General features: G+C 41.8%; 17 protein-coding genes. 1 reads left to right on the forward strand and 16 read right to left on the reverse strand.

Annotation, left to right across the window (positions count from 1 at the left end):
- Positions 1-315: 315 nt before the first annotated feature.
- The 4 genes from J2S05_RS08405 to J2S05_RS08420 all read right to left on the reverse strand — a co-directional run bounded on the left by J2S05_RS08405 (position 316) and on the right by J2S05_RS08420 (position 6351).
- Positions 316-1881, reverse strand: coding sequence for a UDP-glucose--hexose-1-phosphate uridylyltransferase (locus J2S05_RS08405; protein ID WP_306982658.1), 1566 nt, complete (start codon positions 1879-1881; stop codon positions 316-318).
- Entirely contained in the window at positions 1850-3016 is a 1167-nt protein-coding gene (locus J2S05_RS08410) for a galactokinase (protein ID WP_306981777.1), read from the reverse strand. The genes J2S05_RS08405 and J2S05_RS08410 overlap by 32 nt, the downstream gene beginning before the upstream one ends.
- A 68-nt stretch (positions 3017-3084) precedes the next feature.
- Complete coding sequence (locus J2S05_RS08415) at positions 3085-5142, reverse strand: beta-galactosidase (RefSeq protein WP_306981778.1); 2058 nt, start codon at positions 5140-5142, stop codon at positions 3085-3087.
- A 201-nt stretch (positions 5143-5343) separates the two neighbouring features.
- Entirely contained in the window at positions 5344-6351 is a 1008-nt protein-coding gene (locus tag J2S05_RS08420) for a LacI family DNA-binding transcriptional regulator (protein ID WP_306981781.1), read from the reverse strand.
- A 577-nt stretch (positions 6352-6928) separates the two neighbouring features.
- On the opposite strand from J2S05_RS08420, the gene J2S05_RS08425 reads away from it, so the two are divergent.
- Positions 6929-8323: a hypothetical protein gene (locus tag J2S05_RS08425; RefSeq protein ID WP_306981783.1), complete on the forward strand. Its 1395-nt coding sequence runs from the start codon at positions 6929-6931 to the stop codon at positions 8321-8323.
- A 540-nt stretch (positions 8324-8863) separates the two neighbouring features.
- On the opposite strand, the gene J2S05_RS08430 is transcribed toward J2S05_RS08425, so the two are convergent.
- From J2S05_RS08430 to J2S05_RS08485, 12 genes are all read right to left on the reverse strand, one after another.
- A complete protein-coding gene (locus J2S05_RS08430; protein WP_306981785.1) occupies positions 8864-10126 on the reverse strand; it encodes a cellulase family glycosylhydrolase in 1263 nt (420 codons plus the stop codon).
- Positions 10104-11426: an O-antigen ligase family protein gene (locus J2S05_RS08435; protein ID WP_306981787.1), complete on the reverse strand. Its 1323-nt coding sequence runs from the start codon at positions 11424-11426 to the stop codon at positions 10104-10106. Before J2S05_RS08435 ends, J2S05_RS08430 begins: the two co-directional genes overlap by 23 nt.
- Positions 11427-11502: 76 nt before the next feature.
- Entirely contained in the window at positions 11503-12663 is a 1161-nt protein-coding gene (locus tag J2S05_RS08440; protein ID WP_306981788.1) for an NAD(P)-dependent oxidoreductase, read from the reverse strand.
- Positions 12664-12685: 22 nt separating this feature from the next.
- Positions 12686-14086, reverse strand: a complete 1401-nt coding sequence (locus J2S05_RS08445; protein ID WP_306981790.1) for a lipopolysaccharide biosynthesis protein — start codon at positions 14084-14086, stop codon at positions 12686-12688.
- Complete coding sequence (locus tag J2S05_RS08450) at positions 14064-15038, reverse strand: glycosyltransferase family 2 protein (RefSeq protein WP_306981793.1); 975 nt, start codon at positions 15036-15038, stop codon at positions 14064-14066. Before J2S05_RS08450 ends, J2S05_RS08445 begins: the two co-directional genes overlap by 23 nt.
- A 6-nt stretch (positions 15039-15044) precedes the next feature.
- Positions 15045-16010: a dTDP-glucose 4,6-dehydratase gene (gene rfbB / locus J2S05_RS08455; RefSeq protein ID WP_306981794.1), complete on the reverse strand. Its 966-nt coding sequence runs from the start codon at positions 16008-16010 to the stop codon at positions 15045-15047.
- Positions 16007-16573, reverse strand: a complete 567-nt coding sequence (rfbC, locus tag J2S05_RS08460; RefSeq protein ID WP_306981796.1) for a dTDP-4-dehydrorhamnose 3,5-epimerase — start codon at positions 16571-16573, stop codon at positions 16007-16009. Before rfbC ends, rfbB begins: the two co-directional genes overlap by 4 nt.
- 12 nt (positions 16574-16585) lie before the next feature.
- The gene (locus J2S05_RS08465; RefSeq protein WP_306981798.1) at positions 16586-17359 is read right to left on the reverse strand and encodes a sugar phosphate nucleotidyltransferase; all 774 of its coding nucleotides are present in this window, start codon (positions 17357-17359) and stop codon (positions 16586-16588) included.
- Between the two features lie 75 nt (positions 17360-17434).
- Positions 17435-18811 carry a sugar phosphate nucleotidyltransferase gene (locus J2S05_RS08470; RefSeq protein ID WP_306981800.1) on the reverse strand — a complete coding sequence of 459 codons (1377 nt, stop codon included), beginning with the start codon at positions 18809-18811 and terminating at the stop codon, positions 17435-17437.
- 11 nt (positions 18812-18822) lie between these two features.
- The gene (locus tag J2S05_RS08475; RefSeq protein ID WP_306981801.1) at positions 18823-19944 is read right to left on the reverse strand and encodes a glycosyltransferase family 4 protein; all 1122 of its coding nucleotides are present in this window, start codon (positions 19942-19944) and stop codon (positions 18823-18825) included.
- A complete protein-coding gene (locus tag J2S05_RS08480; protein WP_306981803.1) occupies positions 19941-21023 on the reverse strand; it encodes a glycosyltransferase family 4 protein in 1083 nt (360 codons plus the stop codon). The genes J2S05_RS08475 and J2S05_RS08480 overlap by 4 nt, the downstream gene beginning before the upstream one ends.
- Before the next feature lie 17 nt (positions 21024-21040).
- Complete coding sequence (locus J2S05_RS08485; RefSeq protein WP_306982660.1) at positions 21041-21676, reverse strand: sugar transferase; 636 nt, start codon at positions 21674-21676, stop codon at positions 21041-21043.
- Positions 21677-21731: the final 55 nt, after the last annotated feature.

Genomic DNA, 21731 nt, shown 5'->3' on the forward strand with positions numbered 1-21731 from the left:
GCTCTTTCCACGTTAGATCCTCTTCTTTCCATGTTAGACTTGGTCTTTCCACGTTAGTTCCCATTCTTCCCATGTTAAGCCCGTTCTTTCCATGTTAGTTCTCCTTCTTCCCATGTTAGGCGCGCTCTTTCAATGTTAAATCCCTTTCTTCCCACGTTACGCTCGTTCTTTCCACGTTAAATCCCCTTCTTCCCACGTTACAACCGCTCTCTCCACGTAAGATCCCGCTCTTCTCACGCAAATCCCTCCCATCCCATCCAATACAAAAAACCAATCCACACTCACCTCAAACAGGTGTATGAATTGGTTTCATCCTTATTCGTTCAGACTTGCAATAAATCGGTTAAATGCTTTGATTCCTGCGTTTGTTTGTTTGAAGACACCGCAGTGGCTTAATGCTGTGGAGAAAATATTGCCGACCTCTTCTTTTAATTGCACCAACGCCTCATCGCTTGTTACGGATGAATTGGTAGCTGTGAGAGCCTGCACCCATTCTGCATGTTTTTGAATGGCTTGGTTTTCTGCTATGGTTTGTGCTGATTGATTTTCTGACACGGCATCTGCCAGTTGTAAAAGCTCGCTTTTCAGGCGTCCGGGTAGAATGGCGAGACCCATGACTTCAATTAAGCCAATGTTCTCTTTCTTAATCGGATGAACTTCCTCGTGCGGGTGAAACAATCCAAACGGATGCTCATCGGTTGTGCGGTTATTCCGCAGGACGAGATCAAGTTCGAATTGCTTACCTCTTCGTCTAGCAATTGGCGTGATCGTGTTGTGTGGCTGATCTTCGGTTGAACTATAAATGTCTGCTTCTAAATCGGTGTAACGTCGCCACTGATCTAATATAAACGTTGCTGCCTCTTCAAGGCGATTGCGATCATCTGCGCGTAATCGGATAACAGACAACGGCCATTTTAGCAGGCTCGCTTCAATTTCAGAGTAATATGGCAATGCAAAGGTTGAAAGCTGCTCTGCACGCGCCATTGGAAACTCGTATTCTCCTGCCTGATAATGATCATGAGATAATATAGAACCCCCGACAATTGGCAAATCTGCGTTCGAGCCGATAAAATAGTGAGGGAATTTCTCAACAAATTCAAGTAAGCGACCAAACGTCTGACGCGTAATACGCATCGGTTGCTTCTCTCCTGATAAAACAATTGCATGCTGATGATAATAGACATATGGCGAGAACTGCATCAACCATTTTGCTCCACCAAGTTCCAATGGTATTTGGCGAAGGTTTTGTCTAGCCGGATGATTTAAACGTCCAGCATACCCTACATTTTCTTTATGAAGCAGCCCATTCGGATAAGAACTTGCCGTTACATTCCGCCCTTTGGCTATGTCCTTAGGGTCTAGCTCCGGCTTAGACAGGTTTATGGTTACCTCAAGCTCTCCGTACGCTTGTGTTGATATCCATGATTCATTCAGAGCCACTCGGTCCATGCGAATATAGTTTGTATTCTGTGCCAGTTCATAAAAACTTGCCGTTGCTGCTTCTGGGCCGTTTACCTTCGCCTGCTCGTAAAAGTGATGAGTCACCGTACTTGGCCACGGGGTAAGGCAGCCCATCAGCTTCGTATCCCATAAATCACGGTAGAGGATCGTATCTTCTGGAATGAGGCCTTTCTCTACTGACCAGTCCACAATGGGTTTAAGTAATGCAACAACTGTCCATTCTTCAGAGAATGTAGCTTCGCTGGGCATTCCTTCATCTAACTCCAATAGTTCTAATAAACGATTTCGTGCGTATTCAATATCTCCTTCACCAAGCAATTGCTTAGCCTTCCCAAATGCCAATAGCTGTTCAATCCGTTCATAAATCTTCAAAACAAACCCTCCCTTCTTAGTACAGTTCGTGCACGCCTGCTCCCGCATCACTAATATAGAAAGTTGGTTCATAGCCAATTACTTCTGCATATTCAGCCGTCACTTTGTCAAAAAATGCAGGCAAATCCGCTTCTTTCACTAGACTAACCGTGCATCCTCCAAAACCAGCCCCCGTCATTCTTGAACCAATACATCCAGGGCTTTGTCTCTGAACTTCTACTAAATGATCCAATTCTTTCCCAGTTACTTCATAGTCATGGGCAAGAGAATGATGGGACGCATCCATCAACAGCCCAAAGGCCTCTAGATCACCTTTCTTCAATACCTTTACCGCCTGCTCGACACGTTGGTTCTCAAGAATCACGTGTTGAACACGGTTATGAATGGTCGTGTCTTGAATCTGTTCTTTATGTGCTTGCCATTGCTCAGGTGTACATTCGCTCAGTGATTCAAGCTGCAGACCAAGATCTCTCAGCTGCTTTAATCCTTCTTCACATTCAGAACGGCGCTCATTGTATTTTGAATCAGCGAGTTCTCTTCTTTTGTTTGTGTTTGTGACAACTAGCTTATATTCACCTAAGTCTAAAGGAACTTTTTCATATGTGAGATTAGCCGTATCAATAAATAGCGCATGGTCTTTCTCACCTAAACCTACAGCAAACTGATCCATAATTCCGCTGTTCACACCCATAAATTGATTCTCAACCACTTGGCATAATTGAGCTAGTTCTACACGTGGAAGCTCAGCGTTCGTTAATTCAGAAAGCATAAAGGCTGTGACCATTTCAAGGGAAGCGGATGACGATAATCCCGCACCATTTGGAATCGTTCCCCAAACATATAGATCTGCCCCGTTAAGCTTTAACCCTTTTTGTGAGAAAGCTTGAAGAACCCCTTTGATATAATTCCCCCACGTATCTGATTCCTTATAATTAAGATCTTGCTGATTAAACTGCACACGACTTTCCATGTTTCCGCTGGCGAGGTTATATACCCCGTCTTCCCGCTGACGAATAGCCATATACGTTCCTAGTGTTAAGGCTGCCGGAAAAACAAAGCCGCCATTATAATCTGTATGCTCCCCGATTAAATTAACGCGTCCTGGCGCAAAAAAAACTCGGTCTGGCACCTGGCCGTCATACACCTCTTCAAACGCACGTATTACTTTTTCCTTTTCGCTCATTGTCCCTTGTCCCTTCTACTTTAAAATGAAGAAAGCAGGAGCGACCATCACTCCCGCAGACTCCTGTTCTATCTGGATAGAATTAGATATTTGTAAGGATCTAATGTTACAGCCCCGGTTTGTGTTTCATCCGTTAGTACATTTGTATAACTTGAGCCATCACTTAGATCAAGCTGCTTCGTCTCTTCACTGAAGTTCATCACAAAGACATAATCAGTCTCTCCGTCCGTTCGCATCTGAACGCTAACCCCTTCAGGAATTGTTGTCTGCAAGACTCTCGTTAGACCCAGCTCCTCTACTTGTCCTTGATAAAAATCATCATAAAAGGACTGCTCATTAGAAGAAGCGATATAATAGGCTTTTCCGGCACCTGCTTTATTGACTGTTACAGCCGGACGTTCTTTATAGCCTCCCGTCTCAAAACGAGCCAAAACCTCTGCGCCTTCTACATGTACACGCTCACAATATTCTGTAACCTTATACGTTTTACCAGCTGACGACAAGACTACATCATGGTCAGGATACAAACTATCAATCTCTTCTGCCCATACACCTAGTAGATTCTTCAACGGACCAGGAAATCCTCCTAAGAAACAAAGATCGTTCTCATCTACGACTCCGCTCCAATAAGTCGCGACAAACGTTCCGCCTGCTTCTACAAACGCTTCAATGCGTTCGGCTACGCCTGGCTTCACCATATAGAGCATCGGTCCAACTAGGATTTTATACTTAGAAAAGTCCTTCTCCATGCCAATGACGTCTACTGGTACGCCTTGCTTCCAGAAACTATGGTAATGAGCCTGACACTGTTCTGAATATTTTTTGTTCACATTGCTTAAGGCTTGAGCATCGTCAATAGCCCAGTGATTCTCCCAATCAAAAATAATGGCGACTTCAGGTGCAACGGATGTTCCCGCAATGGGTTCAATCTTATTCAGTTGATCTCCAAGCTCAGCTACTTCTTGAAATACTCGAGCTTTCTCAGAACCTGAATGATCGACAACAGCACCGTGGAATTTCTCAGATGCTCCACGTCCTTTTCTCCATTGGAAATAAAGAATGGAGTCAGCTCCGTGAGCAACAGCTTGTATGGCAGATAAAGCATGCACGCCTTCTTCCTTGGCTTTATTCGTATCATGCCAGTTAACCAAACTTGGCGTATTTTCCATAATTAAAAATGGCTGACCATCCTTTAATGAACGGAATACGTCGTGTACAAAACCAACGTCGGATGCAAGATGTGTAGTGCTTTGTTTATCATAATGCCATGCTGGATAGCTATCCCATGTCACAACATCCAATTCTTTCGCGAACTTCTCATAATCTAACCCTAGAAATGGTCTCATATGAGGGTAATTCCCCATAAAGTTTGTCGTCACTGGAATACTTGGGTCTACTTCACGTAACGGGACAATTTCCTGCTTATAGAAGTCTATCGTTTGATCATTCACAAACCTTCTCCAATCCAGGTTCATGCCGTGGACCATATTCTCTCCATGTGGTGCAGGTGATTCAATTTGCGACCAATCCGAATATGTATGGCTCCAAAAACCTGTCCACCATGCTTGATTAAGCATCTCTAGATCATTTTTGTACTTTTTCTTTAACCATGTGCGGAAAGCATCCTGGCAAAGATCGCAATGACATTCTCCACCATATTCATTAGAAAGATGCCACATTATTAATGCCGGGTGACTGGCATAACGCTCCGCCAACTTCTCATTCATGATTCGAACCTTTTCTCTATAAACAGGAGAAGTGAAGCAGTGATTATGTCTAAGTCCATGCAAATTACGTACTCGGTTCGCTTCTACTCTTAGTACTTCAGGATATGTTTGCGAAAGCCATGCTGGACGAGCTCCACTTGGAGTAGCGAGGATGACGTGGCAATTTTCTTCAGCCAAGCGATCCATGATGTCATCTAACCATCCAAACGTAAACTCTCCTTCTGTACGTTCAATCGCACTCCATCCGAATATATTTAGAGAAAACGTATTCGTATTTGCTAGTTTCATTAAACGATAGTCTTCTTCAATCACTTCTGGCATATGTAGCCATTGATCCGGATTATAGTCCCCACCATGCATAAAGCCTTTAACATTCTTATGTACTAATGGATAACGCATATAAACACTTCCTTTATATAAAGTAATGGTATTTGCCTATTTAGGATATATAAAACTACACAATAAAAGAAACCGCTTACTTATCATTAGAATATCAAGTTTCATTCCTTTAGTAAACATCTTTTATTAAATATTTTAAGTAAAATTTTTTACTTGTAGAACTTTAAAAAAAGCCACCCTATAGGAAGGTGGCTTCAATCCTTATTTAACGATCTCTTTTGTGCTTTTGCGATAGATTGGAGTAGAGGAAACATAAACCGTTTTCGATATCTTTCGTTTATCAACTAACCTCTCCATCATTAAATCTACTGCTGTTTCGCAAAGCAAGTTTGTATGAATCCGATAGGTCGTTAAAGGTGGAGACACATATTTTGAGACATGACTATCATTTATACTAAACACATTCACCCGACTCGGCAGATCAAAGCCTCGTTCATTCAAAGCCTGAAGACAGCCCAATGCCAATGTGTCACTTGCAACACAAAAGGCAGTAGGTAAGTTCTCCCCGTGCTCCTCAATAGCCCGCTGCATCATCTTATAACCTTCTTCAACGGAAAAACGCTCCGCAATATAAATGGCATTCTCCTTTAGAACATCTAACCTATTGGCATGTTGACGGAAAGCTGTTTCTCGAATATCAGTGAGTGTTTTACGATGATCTAAATCTAGATCCACTCCGCCAATAAACCCAATCGAGACATGCTGATTCCTCACATAAAACTCCACCATCTTCTCAATGATATGTTTTAAATTGGGCTTTACTGAATCAAATCGCTCTTCGTCTGGCGAAGAATCAATAAACACCACATTTTCTGTTATCGTATATAAGCGATCGAGTTCTTCCGTAGTAAAGCGTCCAATCGCAATAATTCCGTCCGCTTGAGGATCTACCGCGTCTAAACCATCTTCAATGGTATATACGCTTACATTTAGGCTGCGTGTCTCGGCTTGTTCGCTAATGCCCTCTCTAATATCTTGATAATACACATCCTCAAGTTCCTCTCGCTCAGTAAACCAGTACAAAAAAGCCACTTTTTTCAATGAGTGTTTAAAAGACTTCTTCTTATAACCTAATTGTTCTGCAGCTTCATAGATCTTTTCTCTTGTCTTATCAGTCACGGATAGATTTGGATCTCTATTTAGCACCCTTGAAACTGTCGCTATCGACATCCCTACTCGGTTCGCAATATCTTGTATCGTCACTGCCATCTAAACACCCCACTATCCGCTCATTTTTCTCCTCTCATTATAAACAAAATTGTCGTTTAGTAAAATATTTTATTTTTTATCACAGCTTACGCCTCTTTTTAATGTAGAAAAAACACCAAAAAAGAGTGGCAGATCATGTCTGCCACTCTGATTTTGCGGGCACAATTTCATAACTGCTGTGAAAAAGGCCCTGACCCATCGACTTGCTGTTTTTTATTCATTTATCAGATCCAAATACATCTTGTAAACATTAAACAAACGTTTATTTAAGCCTTCTCAGGTTATGAAACAACCCAATCAACGGTACCAATAATTAAAGCCCAAAGCGGGATGTTGATAAGGATGCCCCAAAAAAGCCCTCGAGCAAAACCTTTTTCGCGATTCATCATTAACGCCTCCTTGGTACTTATGAATATACCCCAAGAGAGACTGATCTGAGCCATTCTATTTGGATTTACATAGTTTTCGAGATCTCTTATGATGAATCCCATTATTTCGGTTGTTTACCCACACCACTTGTCCTACTAAGTCATACGATAAAAATATAAGCACTTCTTATCTTGAAAGGTGGGGTCCTATGTCAGATCAAAAAAAGCAGACCGTTGAACGTATTCAACAATTACTCGAGCAGGAGTTGCAACGCTTCTCTCATACCGTACAAAGTCGTCTAGAGGAAGACACCGCTCACTATCTAAGCCATATCAATCAAGTGATTGAAGCAATTGGAGAAGATGATGATGACGCGCATATAGTACTAGATGGTTCAGTAAATGCTAGTCAATACGGTGAAATCGGAATAGGTGGAGATGACACGGCTGCCCTTCAAAGCATGATTAATGACACTGTTAATAATGGCCATCTTCACTGCTTTTTACCTGCCAAAGTTTTAAAAATTACGGACACCCTTGTATTTCCACAATCCTTTCATAAACCAATGATTACCGGAAGAGGATTCAAATCAACGATCATTGATTTTAGTGACTTGCCTGAAGGAAAAGCTGTTTTTAAAGTAAAAGGTGGAAGTGGTCAGTTTTCTGGAGGCGTAATCGAACATATTGGATTTAGAGGAAATAACCTCGCTGTAGCCATAGAAGCAGCTGATGTCTGCGGCTTCCATATTAAGCACTGTCGATTCGAGCAGTGTCGAACGGGCGTTGTGTTTCATAACGAAACAGGGTTCACAGAATTTGTAATCGTAGAAAAATGTGATTTTGCTGAGAGCTGTGATGTAGCTATTGAATTTAAACAGACGAATGGGGTACGCAGTTTTCATGGATCAGGCATTAGCGATAGTACGATCAACAAACGACCAAGTGCAACCGATCCGGCAATTAAAATTGGTCCAGGGTGCTTTCCCTATAATTCACCATTATCCTGCCAGATTTGGACTAGAAGTGCTGCACCAATCATCGAAAATAGCGGAGAAGTAATCTCGAACTTTTCTGGAACAATCATGATTGAAGTAATGAACCCAAGTGATTACGATTCATTTGAGCTAGTTTCCTCTTCTGGCAATAGCCTTTATTTGCTAGGCAACTTCATGGTACACGATCATAACCGTCACGCCAAACTCGGAAAAGCTATCTATTGTGACAGGCTCCAGCTAAACCAAGATGGAAGCGCCACCAAGCAACGCAGTCCATATGTAATTGAGAAAACCCTCACTACAGGAAGTACTCAACTATTACGCGTAGACCATAATGTTGTAGGCATTATTAATCTAATCGTATTTGCCAATAACTATGAATATAGCTATACACTGAATCTCTATACAGACCCTCACTCTAATTCAGGATCTGTCAGCATTCTCGCGACAAATAAAGCCTTTAACAACGCAGGATTCGGTGCACCAACATTCACTGTATCAGGAGGACATTTGACAATACAAAACACAAAATTCCCAGCAACAGGCGTCACCTGCTACGCCACCGTGCAAGAACTAGGCGCACGCTTTCAATATCGATTAACTTAATCAAGCAAAGAACCTGAGAGTGATGTAACTCTTGGGTTCTTTTATTATTAGAAGGACCCGAGATATATCATTTTCACATTTTGGATAGGGGGTTTGGAGACTTAATAAGAGGATTATGCTACTTACCAAGATGTGTGGGGATTTAGCAAGGCGCAGACTGTCGCACCAAGACGAATGCCCTATGCATCAAGACCGCTCTATTTTTAGCAAGACACGATGCCCTTCTTCAAGAACTATCTTATATCTACCCAGATAGGTGCTATTAATATCAAGAAGAAGGCCCTGGGATCAAGACGCATGTGCATGTCATCCAGCTCCCCGCATGATTTACCGATAGAGGGCATGACTTTAGGCATAAAAATGTCCATTTCCATGCTCCAAATTGATGTTTTAGGTCTTATCAAGAGGCGCACGCTTCTTTTCAAGATCAGCAGAAATTCGTTAAGAACGCTCTATTTTTACCAAGAACCACAAATTCTCTCCACGAACAAACCTACATTCATCCAGACCCCTACTCACTTAACCAAGACGCACTCATCACTATTCCTCCACCATCAGGTATACTGGACTTCCGCTCACATCTAGATTGAATCCTTCTTCTGTCCATTCCACAGCCTCTTCCTGTCCGCTGATTGTCATGATTGTTCCAATTCCGGCTTCGAGTGGGAGGGTTAGTGATTGAGTTTGGTCGGAGGTTGTCCAGAGGGCATAGAGGCTTCCAGCGTTTGGATTTTTGAATTCCAGGGCGTACACCTCATCGTGGGTTTCCCACCTTTTTTGATATTGATAGTCAGTGAAAAGGTCTATAAATGTATTAAATGAGGTATAGGCGGGTTTTTGTTGGGATTGTGCGTCCATTAATCCGAAGTGGTGGAGTTCGTTTGTCCAGTCTGTGCCGTTGTCTCGAAGACCGTACCAGATACTGATTGGGATGTCATTCATTTCGTTCACGAGCATCATACGGACAAGGTAATTTGCTTGATGTTCGTTTACATCATCGGGTAATGAGGTGAGTGAGTAGCCCCATTCTCCAGAGAAAATCTCCACATCCTCACGTTCTGTATATTGATCAATAAGTTCTCGTAACATCTCATAGTCTCCTGAAACTGTTTCTGGAGGAGTGTGCCGATACGGGTGGACGGAAATGGCATCAAGATATTCTAAGACATCTCGTTTAAAGAGTTCTTCCATCCAAACAAGGGAGTCCCCATTTAGATTCAGCATAGCTGGACCGGCTACTGTAGCCGTAGGGTCTATGTCTTTTATAATAGGAGCTGCTTTATGTACAAGATCTGCGTAAGGTTCATAGGTCGGTTCGGTTAACCAATGTTCGTCATAATTTGGTTCGTTCCATATTTCCCATACGCCTCCCATTCCTTTGTATCGCTGGACTGTTTCTCTGACAAACGAAGCAAAATGGTCTTGTCCGGCACTTGTTTCTATGGATTGATCTCCACTATAGAGTGGGTTTCCGTAGCTTAAGATAAAGTAGGGTTGCATCCCGTTTGCTTCAATAGCTTCAGCTAGTTCGTCGTAGTTAGTTTCACTATATTCGTAGTCACCTGGCTCGGTTTCAATTCGTTCCCAGGTTAAATCAATTCGCACCCAGGTTACACCAAGCTCGGCAAGCAACTCAATTTCGTTTGCCGATACTTCATGAATATTAATACCTAATCCATCTGTCATTGAGATCCTTTCATACACCGTGCCTCTCTGCACCAAAATATAGATAACAATACCAATCAGAAGTGATAGCACAATAAGTGTAATTAATAGAAATTTAAGCGGTCTTTTTTGTTGCATCACCTGCTCCACCTCCACCTTTTGCTACGGCATAAATGGCACATAAACAAGCAATATGAAACCACAGATACGGGCGCAAGATATTTTGATTCAACTGTAGGATGAGAAGAAGACACATCAGAGCATACGTCATAGAACGTAACATGTCTTTTTGGGCAAGGTTTTGTATAAAAGCCGCTCTTCTAAATGGACGGTAGATGATCGTAAATATATACAGGGCAAACGGGATAAAGCCGATCACTCCGCTTGCAGCAAGCACTTCAACAAAAACAGCAAGGCCCTCGTATTCCTTGGCCATCTCTTGATCCGTTATATTAAGTCCGTATGTTGCTCCAATTGCAGGTGCCACTCCTCCTAAGCTCACACCATAGATTGGATTTTGTTTAATCACATTAATTGTATCCTCTAGATCTGTGCTTCTAATGTCAACTGAGTGTGCTGGAGTGCCACCAAGACCTGTACCAGCAAGTAATGTTGTATCTCCTGATAAGACAAGTCCCCCAACCAAACCAATGCCAAGAAAGGAGGCTACAGCAACAATAAGAAAGTGTTTAACATGGACTTTGTTTGTAATGATTCCCTTTATAAATAAGAGACCATATCGTCCAAACCATACTCCCATCACTAAAATACCCATTCTCGATGAACTTAGTAAAAGAGCCAGGGTCATAATGCTTAAAAAAACAAAAATGGTACGCTTCGAGAACACCCTTGACCTGGCATCAAACATAAGATAAAACACCATAACCCATCCGGTAATGAGGTACGTAGCGTAATATGAAGGTTCATAAGAAAAGCCGTTCACACGGGGAATACCATCCGTCCACCATTGCGTAATATAAGGCGCTGGTAACCCTACAATCGGCAACATAAATTGAATAATGCCAAATAACGAAACAGCCACAAAGGAGTACAGATACCACCTATAAAGGGTACGCGCCTTGTTTTCTGTATTCACAAAATAGACTACAGCAAAGATCAGCAAAATATTTAATATGAGCCAAAATGCATAACCCAAGCTTCTAGTTAGAAAGGTTGTATTCGGAATCGTAGCAAGTATAACGAGTGACCATAGAATTAGATACAAACCTCCAAGCGGAATCTTGATAACGCCTACCTGTAAGGTAGAACAGATCCACCATGCTGCTAGTATGATCGTGATTAGCTGTGGAAACCGAAGCGCAAAACCTCCCACATTAAAAACTAAGAATAAGTCAGAGGAAACCGTTAGTGCGATCATAATAATGAATAATAAGGAGGGAATGACGGTGTGTCTTCGATCTAAGGCTAATGTATTCATAACTGACCCCCTAGCTCTCTAAGTAATTATTCGTGTTGGATTGGCCATTCCCCTTTTTAAAAATTCATTTTCGCCTTTATACGGTTGCTTCGTTAGGATTACCTCCTACTGAAGCAAACCAGGCTCTTGTTGCAGCCGATTCCTCTAACTCTACATCATCCATCGTTAGAATTTTGCCTTCTTCTACTTGCCGTTTCAACACAGCATTCCGTAATAAACCAATTGGAATATGATCAGGTTCCTGATCTAAACATACAACCTCGCCTCTAACTTGAAAGCTACCAATACCTTTTGGAATGACCTCTTCTGGGTTTAAGTTACGTTTGCTTACAGCTGCCACTCCCACCCGAGGGGTCGCTCCATTATTCAATAAAACCGATTCTCCGCGATGAACCCGACGGATAGTTTTGAGAATCTCTAAATGACAAAGATGAAAAGGCTGCGTGAGGGTATAATATGGCCCTTGTCCCATTTTAAAATATTCTAGAGCAGCCGCTTGTTCAGACTGATGTGTACCTGTTAAAAAGACACCTGGAGGACCACTTGGACACAGAAGATAATCACTAATTGGCTGCCCATATTCAGTTGCCGCCTCTGCGAGTTGATTCGCACCAATTTCCAAAGAATCTGCCGCTATTCCTTTTAAGCCTCTCGTAACAATATCCGCACCCAATCCATTTGCCACTAATGCTTGTTCGATTTGAACTTTAGTTCCATCAGTAAAGGAAGTTACCATCTGTAGTGAAAGTCCGTTTCGTTTGGACCAATAACGCATCTCTTCAATTGATGGATTTAGATTTAGAAACCCTTTAATGTTTCCGTAAACAAGCGGGGAAAATCCCATCGCAACTGCATTTTCTGCCAAAGCCGCTAGACTTCCAGGTTGGTCTCCTTCCGCCTCCGTCAAGTAGCCGCACTGAGATAAATACGAGCCGGTTGTGACTTGGAGCTCCGCGTTCATGGTTACTACAGGAAGTGCTTTCGAGAAAGCTTCCAAAATAACCTCCGTTCCGTGATGAACATCTCCGCTACATTCGACCACCAAATCAGCACCTTGCAGAAACTCTGAGATCGAGTGCGTTAGATACTCAGCAGGAATCATTGATATATTTTCTAATTTTCGTCTTGTTAAAACCTTATGCACCATTAGATCAGGTGCTGCATTTATTGCTGCTACTAGACCACTTGCAATAAAACCAGTTCCTGTTATAGCAACCTTCACTTGTTTAGTTTCCACAATTCCTGCCTCCTTTTAGTATTTAGTTGGCTTTTTGTTGACTAGCCTTCAGATTAGGGTTACGTGATTTGATGAGATCATAAATAGCTTTAAAACTAGCATCCGTTCTTAGATTCATAGTAGAACCCACAACCTTCCACATCCATACCTGGCATATAACATTGGCTAACAGCGATCCTACCGCTACACCCACACCACCAAAAAATAAACCAAATACAATCGTGAAAATTAAAGCTAATATACCTGTGACAACAGAGATTTTCATTAGTTTCTTATGTTGATCAGCCATCATCATGATAATTCCACAGGCGCCATTCCACACAATGGCCAATTGCTTTAAGCTTAAAAGAACGAGAAATAGAGAAGCACCACCGTAGATTGAACCAAACGCAATCGACATAATCTGTTCAGCAAAGAAAAAGAACAATACCACAAGCATTAATGATGGCAGTGTGACTATGCCACCTACAAGCCTAAGTACGGGCTCAAGTTCGCGTAGTTTCCCTTGGCCATTTTTAGCAGCAACAATCGGCGCAATCACTGCATTTAACACTATGATTGGCATCATCACCACAGCCGTTAACTTTAAGGCTGCTCCGTATAACGCTACTGTATGAGCATTTTCTACGATCCCAACAATCCATAAGTCTGACTGCTGCAAGATAAAGCTACTAAGCGTGACACCAAGAATTGGCCAACCAGTTGAATATAGAACACGATTAGAAACAATCGTTGTATTCTGAACCGGTTGTTTTTTAACAGCTCTCAATTTCAGTAGAAGAATAATCCAGCCAAGCACAATGGAAAAAGCCAGTGAACTAATAGTTACTGACAGGACGTTCGTAATAAGGATAGGGCCTTGAGAAAACACTTGGAGTAACAACAAACCGAAAATTAATGTTAGATTAAAAAGAAATCCTCCAAATATGGAAGCAAGGCGAATGTCATGAAGCCCTCTAAAATACTCTGCTAGGAGTAAGTGAAAGACATTCCCTGCAATCCATAAAGCAATAAAAGCCGAAAGTCCTGTTATCTCTGAGTTTGGATACATTGGACCAAACAAAAAAACGGCTGCCAAATAATAGCAACCCCCTACAACAAGTGTGCCACACGCGACAAAAAAACTTGTCCTTCGAATGACAGATAGAACCTGTTTATACTTTTGATTCTCTAGCCCTTCTGCGATAAATTTCACAGAGGTTTGTTCCAATCCTAATAACCCAAAATATCCACCAAATAGAGCAATATTAAATCCAAGGAAATACAGTCCCGCATCAGCTGGTTCAAGTATTCTAGTAATTAAACCGTTCACAACTAATACCATGACTGCAGTAGATGCCTTACCAAGGAAAGCCCATATGCCACCAGATAGTAGTTTTTGTTTTAATACATTCATCCCATTAACTGGATTTTCTTGTGCCATAGGTTGTCCTCATTTTTGTTTTTTGTTGTACAAATTGACCAGTTTTCCCCTTCAAAGCATCACCAGCCGCAGCAAAAATTAACGCACTACGTCTTCGTTTATGATCCTGTTTACGTATAATGATCTTGAGATGATACCAGATAATATTACGACCCAGTCTTAAGCATGCCCTTACTTGAAAAGGTTTTTCATGAAATTTCACGGCCATAACATAGGCATTCCGAATGATATAATAGGTTGATAGAGCAGACAGTTCTGAGCTTTTGATTGATTGAGACACTTTGTGCCAAATGATGGAGGTCGGTATATATTGAATCCTCCATCCTTTTTCAAGTGCACGCAGATTCCAATCAACATCCTCATAATAGAGAAAATAGTCTTCCTCCAAAACACCAATTTCCTGAACAATTTCTGAGCGAATGAGCAAGCTACAGCCAACGATGTAGTTTACATCCTTTTTCTGATCGAATTGACCTTGATCTTTTTTTCTCATTCCGATATGTGCATGCGCTCCGTTACGTGCATTAATTTTGCCTCCAGCGAACCATATAACATCACTATTTGCAAAATAGATTTTAGATCCGGTAATACCTATCGTATGATCTACTAGCATGGGCTCAACTAGTGTTGAGAGAGATTGAGCTTCTACCTCCGTATCATTATTTAGTAACCATATAAAATCAAACCCTTCAATACTTGCTTGCTTAATCGCAATATTGTTCCCACCAGCAAACCCTAGATTTCTTGGGGAGGCAAGAAAGGTCCATTCAAAAGAATAAAGAGCCTCTTGATCGTCCTTTTTTAACCTTTCAGCTGATCCATCAGTTGAAGCATTATCAACCACATAGACGTGATAGGTAGCATAATCAAGGAGCTCTAGTGATTCCATACACTCCTTAGTGTCCTTATAGCTGTTCCAATTAAGCAGAATAATAGCAACTGACTGAGTCATTGGACTCTACCTTCCTAAAGGTTGATTCTGTATTTGATTAGCAAACCAGTCAATGGTTTCTTTTAACCCATCCTCAAATGAATAGGTTGGCGACCAACCTAAATTTTTCTTGATACTAGTGGCATCGATTGCATATCTCCTGTCGTGTCCTAATCGATCACGCACAGGGACAATTTGACTTGTAGGCATGTCGAGAATCGTAAAGATTTTTTTCAAAAGGTCCTCATTATTCCATTCATTATTTGCTCCAATATTATAGACAGAGCCTGGCTTGGCATGGTGAAGCACGGCATCAATTGCTGTGCAATGGTCATAGACGTGTAACCAATCGCGAACATTTTGTCCATCTCCATAAAGAGGTACCGGCAATCCTCGAAGCGCACGTTCAATACTTAAAGGAATGAGTTTTTCTGGATATTGATTGGGTCCATAATTATTCGAGCATCGTGTAATTCGCGTATCCATGCCATATGTTTCAAAATAGGATCTGACAAACAAATCAGAGCTCGCCTTGCTTGCTGCATATGGGCTATTAGGAGCAAGCGGTGTGTCCTCAGTAAAATAGCCCGTTGCACCAAGTGAACCATAGACCTCATCTGTTGAGATATGAATAAACGTTCCTACACCATGAAGTCTCGCACTCTCAAGCAAATTCTGCGTACCAAGAACATTCGTTTCAACAAATTTCCCCGGTGATGCAATACTACGGTCCACATGAGATTCTGCCGCAAAATGTACTACAGCATCCACACCAGTTTCGAAGAGCACCTGATCTAATTTGGTGCGGTCACAAATATCAGCGTGAACAAATGTGTACCGATCCGAATCAGCTACAGAGTTAAGGTTTGCTAAATTACCTGCATACGTTAGAGCGTCCACATTTACAACGTGGTAAGTAGGATATTCTTTTAGGATATAACGGACAAAGTGACTCCCAATAAAACCCGCTCCTCCAGTTATTAATAGTTTCATAAGATCCCTTCCTTTTCATATATCTCTAGTAAAACCGATTCTAAATTAGGCAGTTGCTCATCTTTTGTTGAGAGGATGGGCGTATTAACAGGCCATTTTATCCCTATTGCAGGATCAGACCAGTATATACCTCTCTCTTTTTCTCGATTATACAATTGATCGACCTTATAGAAAACCTGCGTATATGGCTCTAATGTACAAAATCCATGAGCAAAACCTTTTGGCACAAGTAGTTGTTTATGATCCTCCGAACGAATCGTTACAGCTACCCATTCAGTGAATGTTGGCGAGTCTGGCCTAATATCAACTACGACATCGTAAATAGACCCTGCAAGTACACGAACAAGCTTTGACTGCGCTGCATCACCAATTTGAAAGTGTAGGCCACGAATAACTCCCGTTTCCATTGAAAGTGAATGATTATCTTGGATGAATTCTTCCTCAATCCCTGCTTTCTTCCAAGCCGACCGCTGATAGCTCTCAGTAAAAAATCCACGAGAGTCCTGATAAACAACGGGCTCAATCAATTTTACTCCTTCGAGTGCAAGCTCTGTAATGTTCATGACTCGCCTCCTCTAACCATTTGTCAGCACTTTATGTGAGAGCAAACATTGCTTGTTACTAAAGATTTCATCTAGCTGAATATGCTTTGTTATCTCCTGTGCTCTTGCCAATGAATGGTGAGTACCCGCATCCACCCAATCTCCTTCTATATATTCATAGTCCAGCTGCGACATAGATAAGTAATTATTATTTACATCGGTAATTTCTAATTCTCCACGTCCGGATGGCTTAATCGTATCAATAATGGAGAAGACAGATGGACTATACATATATATACCGGTCACCGCATAATTTGACTGCGGCTTAACTGGCTTTTCCTCAATTGAGTGAATCCGTCCATCTTCAAATGAAGGAACGCCAAATCGAGATGGATCTTGCACTTCCTTCAAAAATACCTTTGCTCCAAGTTGTTGTTCTTCAAATCGACTAACGGCTTGTTTTAATGAATAGGTAAAAATGTTGTCTCCGAGTAAAACTGTTACGTTGTCTCCACCAGCAAACCCTTTGGCTAAACGCAGGGCATCTGCTATTCCACCGGATGTCTCTTGCACACGATAGGTTACTTGTAATCCGAGTTGCTCCCCACTTCCAAGCAATTCAAGCATAACTCCCGCATGTTGCTTACCAACTACAACTAAAACCTCCTTGATTCTCGCTTCTTTAAGTCGTGCCAATCCGTGCATGATCATTGGATATCGCCCAACTGGAAGTAAATGTTTGTTCATACACGCAGTCAATGGATAAAGCCGTGTCCCTGTTCCTCCTGCTAAGATAACACCTTTCATATACACCAGCCCCCTATTTCTACTTTATTGGTATGTGATCTTATCTTATGCAGTGATTACATGGGTGTTTATCACTTAAGAATGTGCTTTTGCAATCAACAGCTGCTCCACTTCTTCCCAGGTCATTCGAATCCTAACAATATCTTCTTCAATGAGCTCGGACCCTGTCTGCACCTCGATAAACTCTAAGTCCGAATTCGCTCTTATCGCGTGTTTAGCACCTAATGGAATCTGTAGAACATCGCCTGCTTTCACTGGAAATAACAGATCATTTAAGACGCATTCGCCCTCACCTTGGATGATGGTCCACACCTCGCTTCGTCGATGGTGAACCTGATAGCTGATGCTTTTCCCTGATGCGATCCCAATTCGTTTGGTCAGCACCTCATTACCGTCAGCTAGCTTGCTATAATCGATGACGCGATACCAACCCCAGCGCCGTTCCTCATACATCGGCCTACCTTCAAATGCGGCTGTTAACTCTTTAACTCCTGGACTCGCCTGTTTACTAGATACCAAGATACCGTCCGGACTCGCAGCAACTAACGTATCTTTCATTCCCATAACAGCTACAGGAATGTCGAGTTCATTAATAAGGTGAGTGTTGGCGCAATCGTCGCCAATAATGCCTTTTCCAACCAGAGATGAGCTCATCTCTTCTGTTAACGTATTCCATGTACCAAGATCCTTCCATGTGCCTTGGTAGGACAAGGTAATGACATTTTTTTCTTGTTCCAACACTGCATAGTCAAAACTAATTTTCTCAAGTTTAGTATAATTTAATGAGAGAGAGTCATAGGAAATTGGCAAGCCCGCTTCAGTCAACCATGTGATCATATAATCAAGCTTAAAAGCCACTACCCCACAATTCCACAGAGCATGCTCCTTTATAAGCTGACTTGCTTCTTTCTGTTTTGGTTTTTCCTTGAAATGGCTAACAACTGAATAGGAGTCACCAGTCAGCTTCTCCGGAACGATGTAGCCATATTTTTCAGAAGGGTACGTAGGTTTAACACCAAGCAAAGCAATATTAGCCTCACTATCGTTCAAGGCTGACTCCATTTCTTTAACCTTCTTAAAGAACCCATCCTCCACATACGAATCAACTGGTAACACGGCTACCACTTCATCTAATGAAACGCCACGAACTGAATACAAATAGACTGCAGCAAGTGCGATAGCAGGAAATGTATCTCTTCGCTCTGGTTCAACCACCACGTCAATTTCTCTTCCAAGTTGATTATCAATCATATCCACCTGTGACTTACCCGTTGCAATAACGGAGTGTTGATCTAATTTCACGTTTTTCAACTGTTTCCATACCCTCTGAACCATTGAGATCTGATGACCTTCTTCATCCTTTAAAACTTTGAGGAATTGCTTTGATCGTGTGTCATTGGATAAGGGCCAGAGTCGTTTTCCAGAACCGCCAGATAAAAGAACAATATTCAACCCGCTCACTCCTATCCAAATTTTTTGTATTCATCGACAACATACTGCTCAAATTGGCTTTTAAAGTTCTCAGGTGAAAATTGTAAGGCATGTTCTCTTGTTTGCTCTGGTTCAAATATTGAGCAGAGTTCCTCGAATGTGCGTACCGCTTTTTGAATGGAATCGGTGTCTTGCCTATCAAAAAAGATCCCTGTAGCTTTCTCTTGATCTAGACCTCTTACGGTTTCAAGTGCTCCACCTTTTCCGTACGCAATGACTGGTGTTCCACACGCTTGAGCCTCTACTGGCGTAATACCAAAGTCTTCTTCTGCCGCAAATACAAACGCTTTTGCCCTTTGCATATAATCAATTAATTTCTCAAACGATTGATACCCAAGCAACGTCACATTGGGAGTAACACTCTTTTTTATTTTCTCCATATCAGGACCATCACCTATTACAAACAGCTGCTTGTCTGGCATTCCAGCAAACGCCTGTACAATTAAGTCCATCTTCTTATAAGGGACCATTCGTGAAGCCGTAAGATAGAAGTTTTCTTTTTGTTTCTTTAATGCAAATGCAGACACATCTACAGGCGGATAGATCACTTTGGAGCTTCGCTGATACACTTTTTTGATTCGATTGCCAATAAATGAGGAGTTCGCAAGAAAATGATCGACGCTGTTAGACGTCCGATAATCCCACATCCTCATATAGTGAAGAATGGATTTTGCAACCATTCCTTTTAGCCCTTTGTTCAAATTTGATTCCTTAAGATACTGGTGCTGAAGATCCCATGCGTAACGAATAGGTGAATGGATATAGGAGATATGCAGCTGATCAGGACCTGTAATGACTCCCTTAGCTACAGCATGTGAGCTCGAAATCACCACATCATATTCGGATACGTCGAGCTGCTCAATAGCAAGTGGCATCAAAGGCAAATACTGACGATACTTCTTTTTAGAGAAAGGAAGCTTTTGAATAAAGGTTGTCTGCACCGGCTTATCTAGGATAAAGTCCCGCTTTCCTTTCTCCAAAAAATCTACCGTGCTAAACAAATCCGCATCCGGGTAGATACATAATAATGCCTCCAGTACTTTCTCTGAACCTGCATAACTCACCAACCAATCGTGAACAATCGCGACCTTCATGTTGCTATCAGCTCCTCAATGATTCTCAGATGTTCCTTTGCACTGCGACTCCATGTAAACTGTTGCACTTGTTCTTTCCCTCTTTTGACCATCTCTCGTTTCATCGATTCATCCTGTAATAACATCACTAACCGCTCACTTAACTCGCGGTCATCATGCGGGTTAAAGTAAACCGCTCCCTCTTCGCATACCTCTGGAATAGAAGCAGCCGTTGATACCAGTACGGGTGTCCCGCATGCCATTGCCTCTAAGGGCGGCAAGCCAAATCCCTCATATAAAGACGGGAAAACCAATACCTCCGCATGGTGAATATAACTCTTTAGAACTTCATCAGAGACATAACCGGTAAAAGAAATCCGTTCACCTAAAGCTTCCGACTGTTCCAAGAACTGATTATCACCTGACACAAACCCTTCCTTCTTTCCGACAATGACAAGGTTGTGTGGAATTTGATCTACGACTCTAGAGAATGCATTTAATAGAACGCGCAAGTTTTTATGCGGTTTTACATTGCCTACATACACAATGTATGGTTTCTTCTCATTAACCTCGGCAAACTCACTGGCAAACCAATCCTTAGCCACACCGTTATATATTGTTGAGACGTTCATATCTTCACCTAAATGCTGATGCAGCTCCTGTTTAGAAAAGTTTGATACGGTAATGACCCGGTCTGCTTTTTTCCCCACACGTTTAAACAAAAACCGAGAATACATTTTCTTTAAATGACCCTCTAATAGCTGTGGCATAGCCAAATGGAAGGCATCATGCACCGTAACAAGCAACCTTCCTTTGTAGGCAATGGGAATATTAAAATGTGGTACCCATAACAGATCAGATGAACTAGATATCCTGCCCGGAATGCGCAATTGCTCTCCAATGGAATAGATAGGCTCTGTTGTTGGCAACACGCTGACACCAGGGAACGAGTCCCACCCTAATCGCTTTATTTCTTCAGGATCTCCAAGTAACCTGACCACAAATGGAGATTCAAGAACATACGGAACAATATTTCGTATATATGTACCGATTCCTGAATGATGAATCATGCGTACATCAATCGTGATGGTTTTGCCCATAGCTCTCCCCCGCCTCATCAATAAGCTCCATTACGAAGCAAGACTTTCCAAACTGTTCTGAAAATGATCAAGGTATCAAGACTTATACTTCGATTCTTCACATAATAAAGTTCTACATTTACACGTTCAGGATAAACCACTTCACTTCGTCCACTTACTTGCCAGAAACCCGTTACTCCAGGTTTAACTGACAAAAATTCCTGTACTTTCTCTTGGTATTCTTTTAATTCATCCTGCACAACCGGCCTTGGACCAACCAAACTCATTTCACCCTTCAATACATTTATCAGTTGAGGTAACTCATCTAAGCTTGTCTTACGCAAAAACGATCCCATCCTTGTAACACGTGGATCCTCATGCGGTTCCAGCTTATAGTTATTTTCCACATATCTCTTATATAGCAATGGGTCTGCTAACAACTTCTCTTCTGCATCTAACACCATCGAACGAAATTTATAGATATAGAACAGCTTACCGTTCTTACCGACACGCATCTGTTTAAAAAAGATAGACCCCTTCTTTTCCTCAAAGAAATACGAAAGAGCTATGATTAAACAAAATGGCGATGTTAATATAATTCCCAGAAAGGCCCCCACAACGTCTATCATTCGCTTCAGTACTAAATACCCCCGGTGATCCATTTGTTGATCCATACTTACATTAGAAGTACCTACAGTTGTCCCTTTAGATACGCTCATATCTCTCCTC

The sequence above is a fragment of the Alkalicoccobacillus murimartini genome (genome assembly GCF_030813245.1).
GTDB classification, from domain to species: Bacteria; Bacillota; Bacilli; order Bacillales; family Bacillaceae_D; genus Alkalicoccobacillus; species Alkalicoccobacillus murimartini.

What these genes read in the sequence shown, in the direction of transcription:
- J2S05_RS08405 (WP_306982658.1), bottom strand. Translation starts at nt 1,881, where the DNA reads ATGCGGGAGCAGGCGTGCACGAACTGTACTAAGAAGGGAGGGTTTGTT.
- J2S05_RS08410 (WP_306981777.1), bottom strand. Translation starts at nt 3,016, where the DNA reads ATGAGCGAAAAGGAAAAAGTAATACGTGCGTTTGAAGAGGTGTATGAC.
- J2S05_RS08415 (WP_306981778.1), bottom strand. Translation starts at nt 5,142, where the DNA reads ATGCGTTATCCATTAGTACATAAGAATGTTAAAGGCTTTATGCATGGT.
- J2S05_RS08420 (WP_306981781.1), bottom strand. Translation starts at nt 6,351, where the DNA reads ATGGCAGTGACGATACAAGATATTGCGAACCGAGTAGGGATGTCGATA.
- J2S05_RS08425 (WP_306981783.1), top strand. Translation starts at nt 6,929, where the DNA reads ATGTCAGATCAAAAAAAGCAGACCGTTGAACGTATTCAACAATTACTC.
- J2S05_RS08430 (WP_306981785.1), bottom strand. Translation starts at nt 10,126, where the DNA reads ATGCAACAAAAAAGACCGCTTAAATTTCTATTAATTACACTTATTGTG.
- J2S05_RS08435 (WP_306981787.1), bottom strand. Translation starts at nt 11,426, where the DNA reads ATGAATACATTAGCCTTAGATCGAAGACACACCGTCATTCCCTCCTTA.
- J2S05_RS08445 (WP_306981790.1), bottom strand. Translation starts at nt 14,086, where the DNA reads ATGGCACAAGAAAATCCAGTTAATGGGATGAATGTATTAAAACAAAAA.
- J2S05_RS08450 (WP_306981793.1), bottom strand. Translation starts at nt 15,038, where the DNA reads ATGACTCAGTCAGTTGCTATTATTCTGCTTAATTGGAACAGCTATAAG.
- rfbB (WP_306981794.1), bottom strand. Translation starts at nt 16,010, where the DNA reads ATGAAACTATTAATAACTGGAGGAGCGGGTTTTATTGGGAGTCACTTT.
- rfbC (WP_306981796.1), bottom strand. Translation starts at nt 16,573, where the DNA reads ATGAACATTACAGAGCTTGCACTCGAAGGAGTAAAATTGATTGAGCCC.
- J2S05_RS08465 (WP_306981798.1), bottom strand. Translation starts at nt 17,359, where the DNA reads ATGAAAGGTGTTATCTTAGCAGGAGGAACAGGGACACGGCTTTATCCA.
- J2S05_RS08475 (WP_306981801.1), bottom strand. Translation starts at nt 19,944, where the DNA reads ATGAAGGTCGCGATTGTTCACGATTGGTTGGTGAGTTATGCAGGTTCA.
- J2S05_RS08480 (WP_306981803.1), bottom strand. Translation starts at nt 21,023, where the DNA reads ATGGGCAAAACCATCACGATTGATGTACGCATGATTCATCATTCAGGA.
- J2S05_RS08485 (WP_306982660.1), bottom strand. Translation starts at nt 21,676, where the DNA reads ATGGATCAACAAATGGATCACCGGGGGTATTTAGTACTGAAGCGAATG.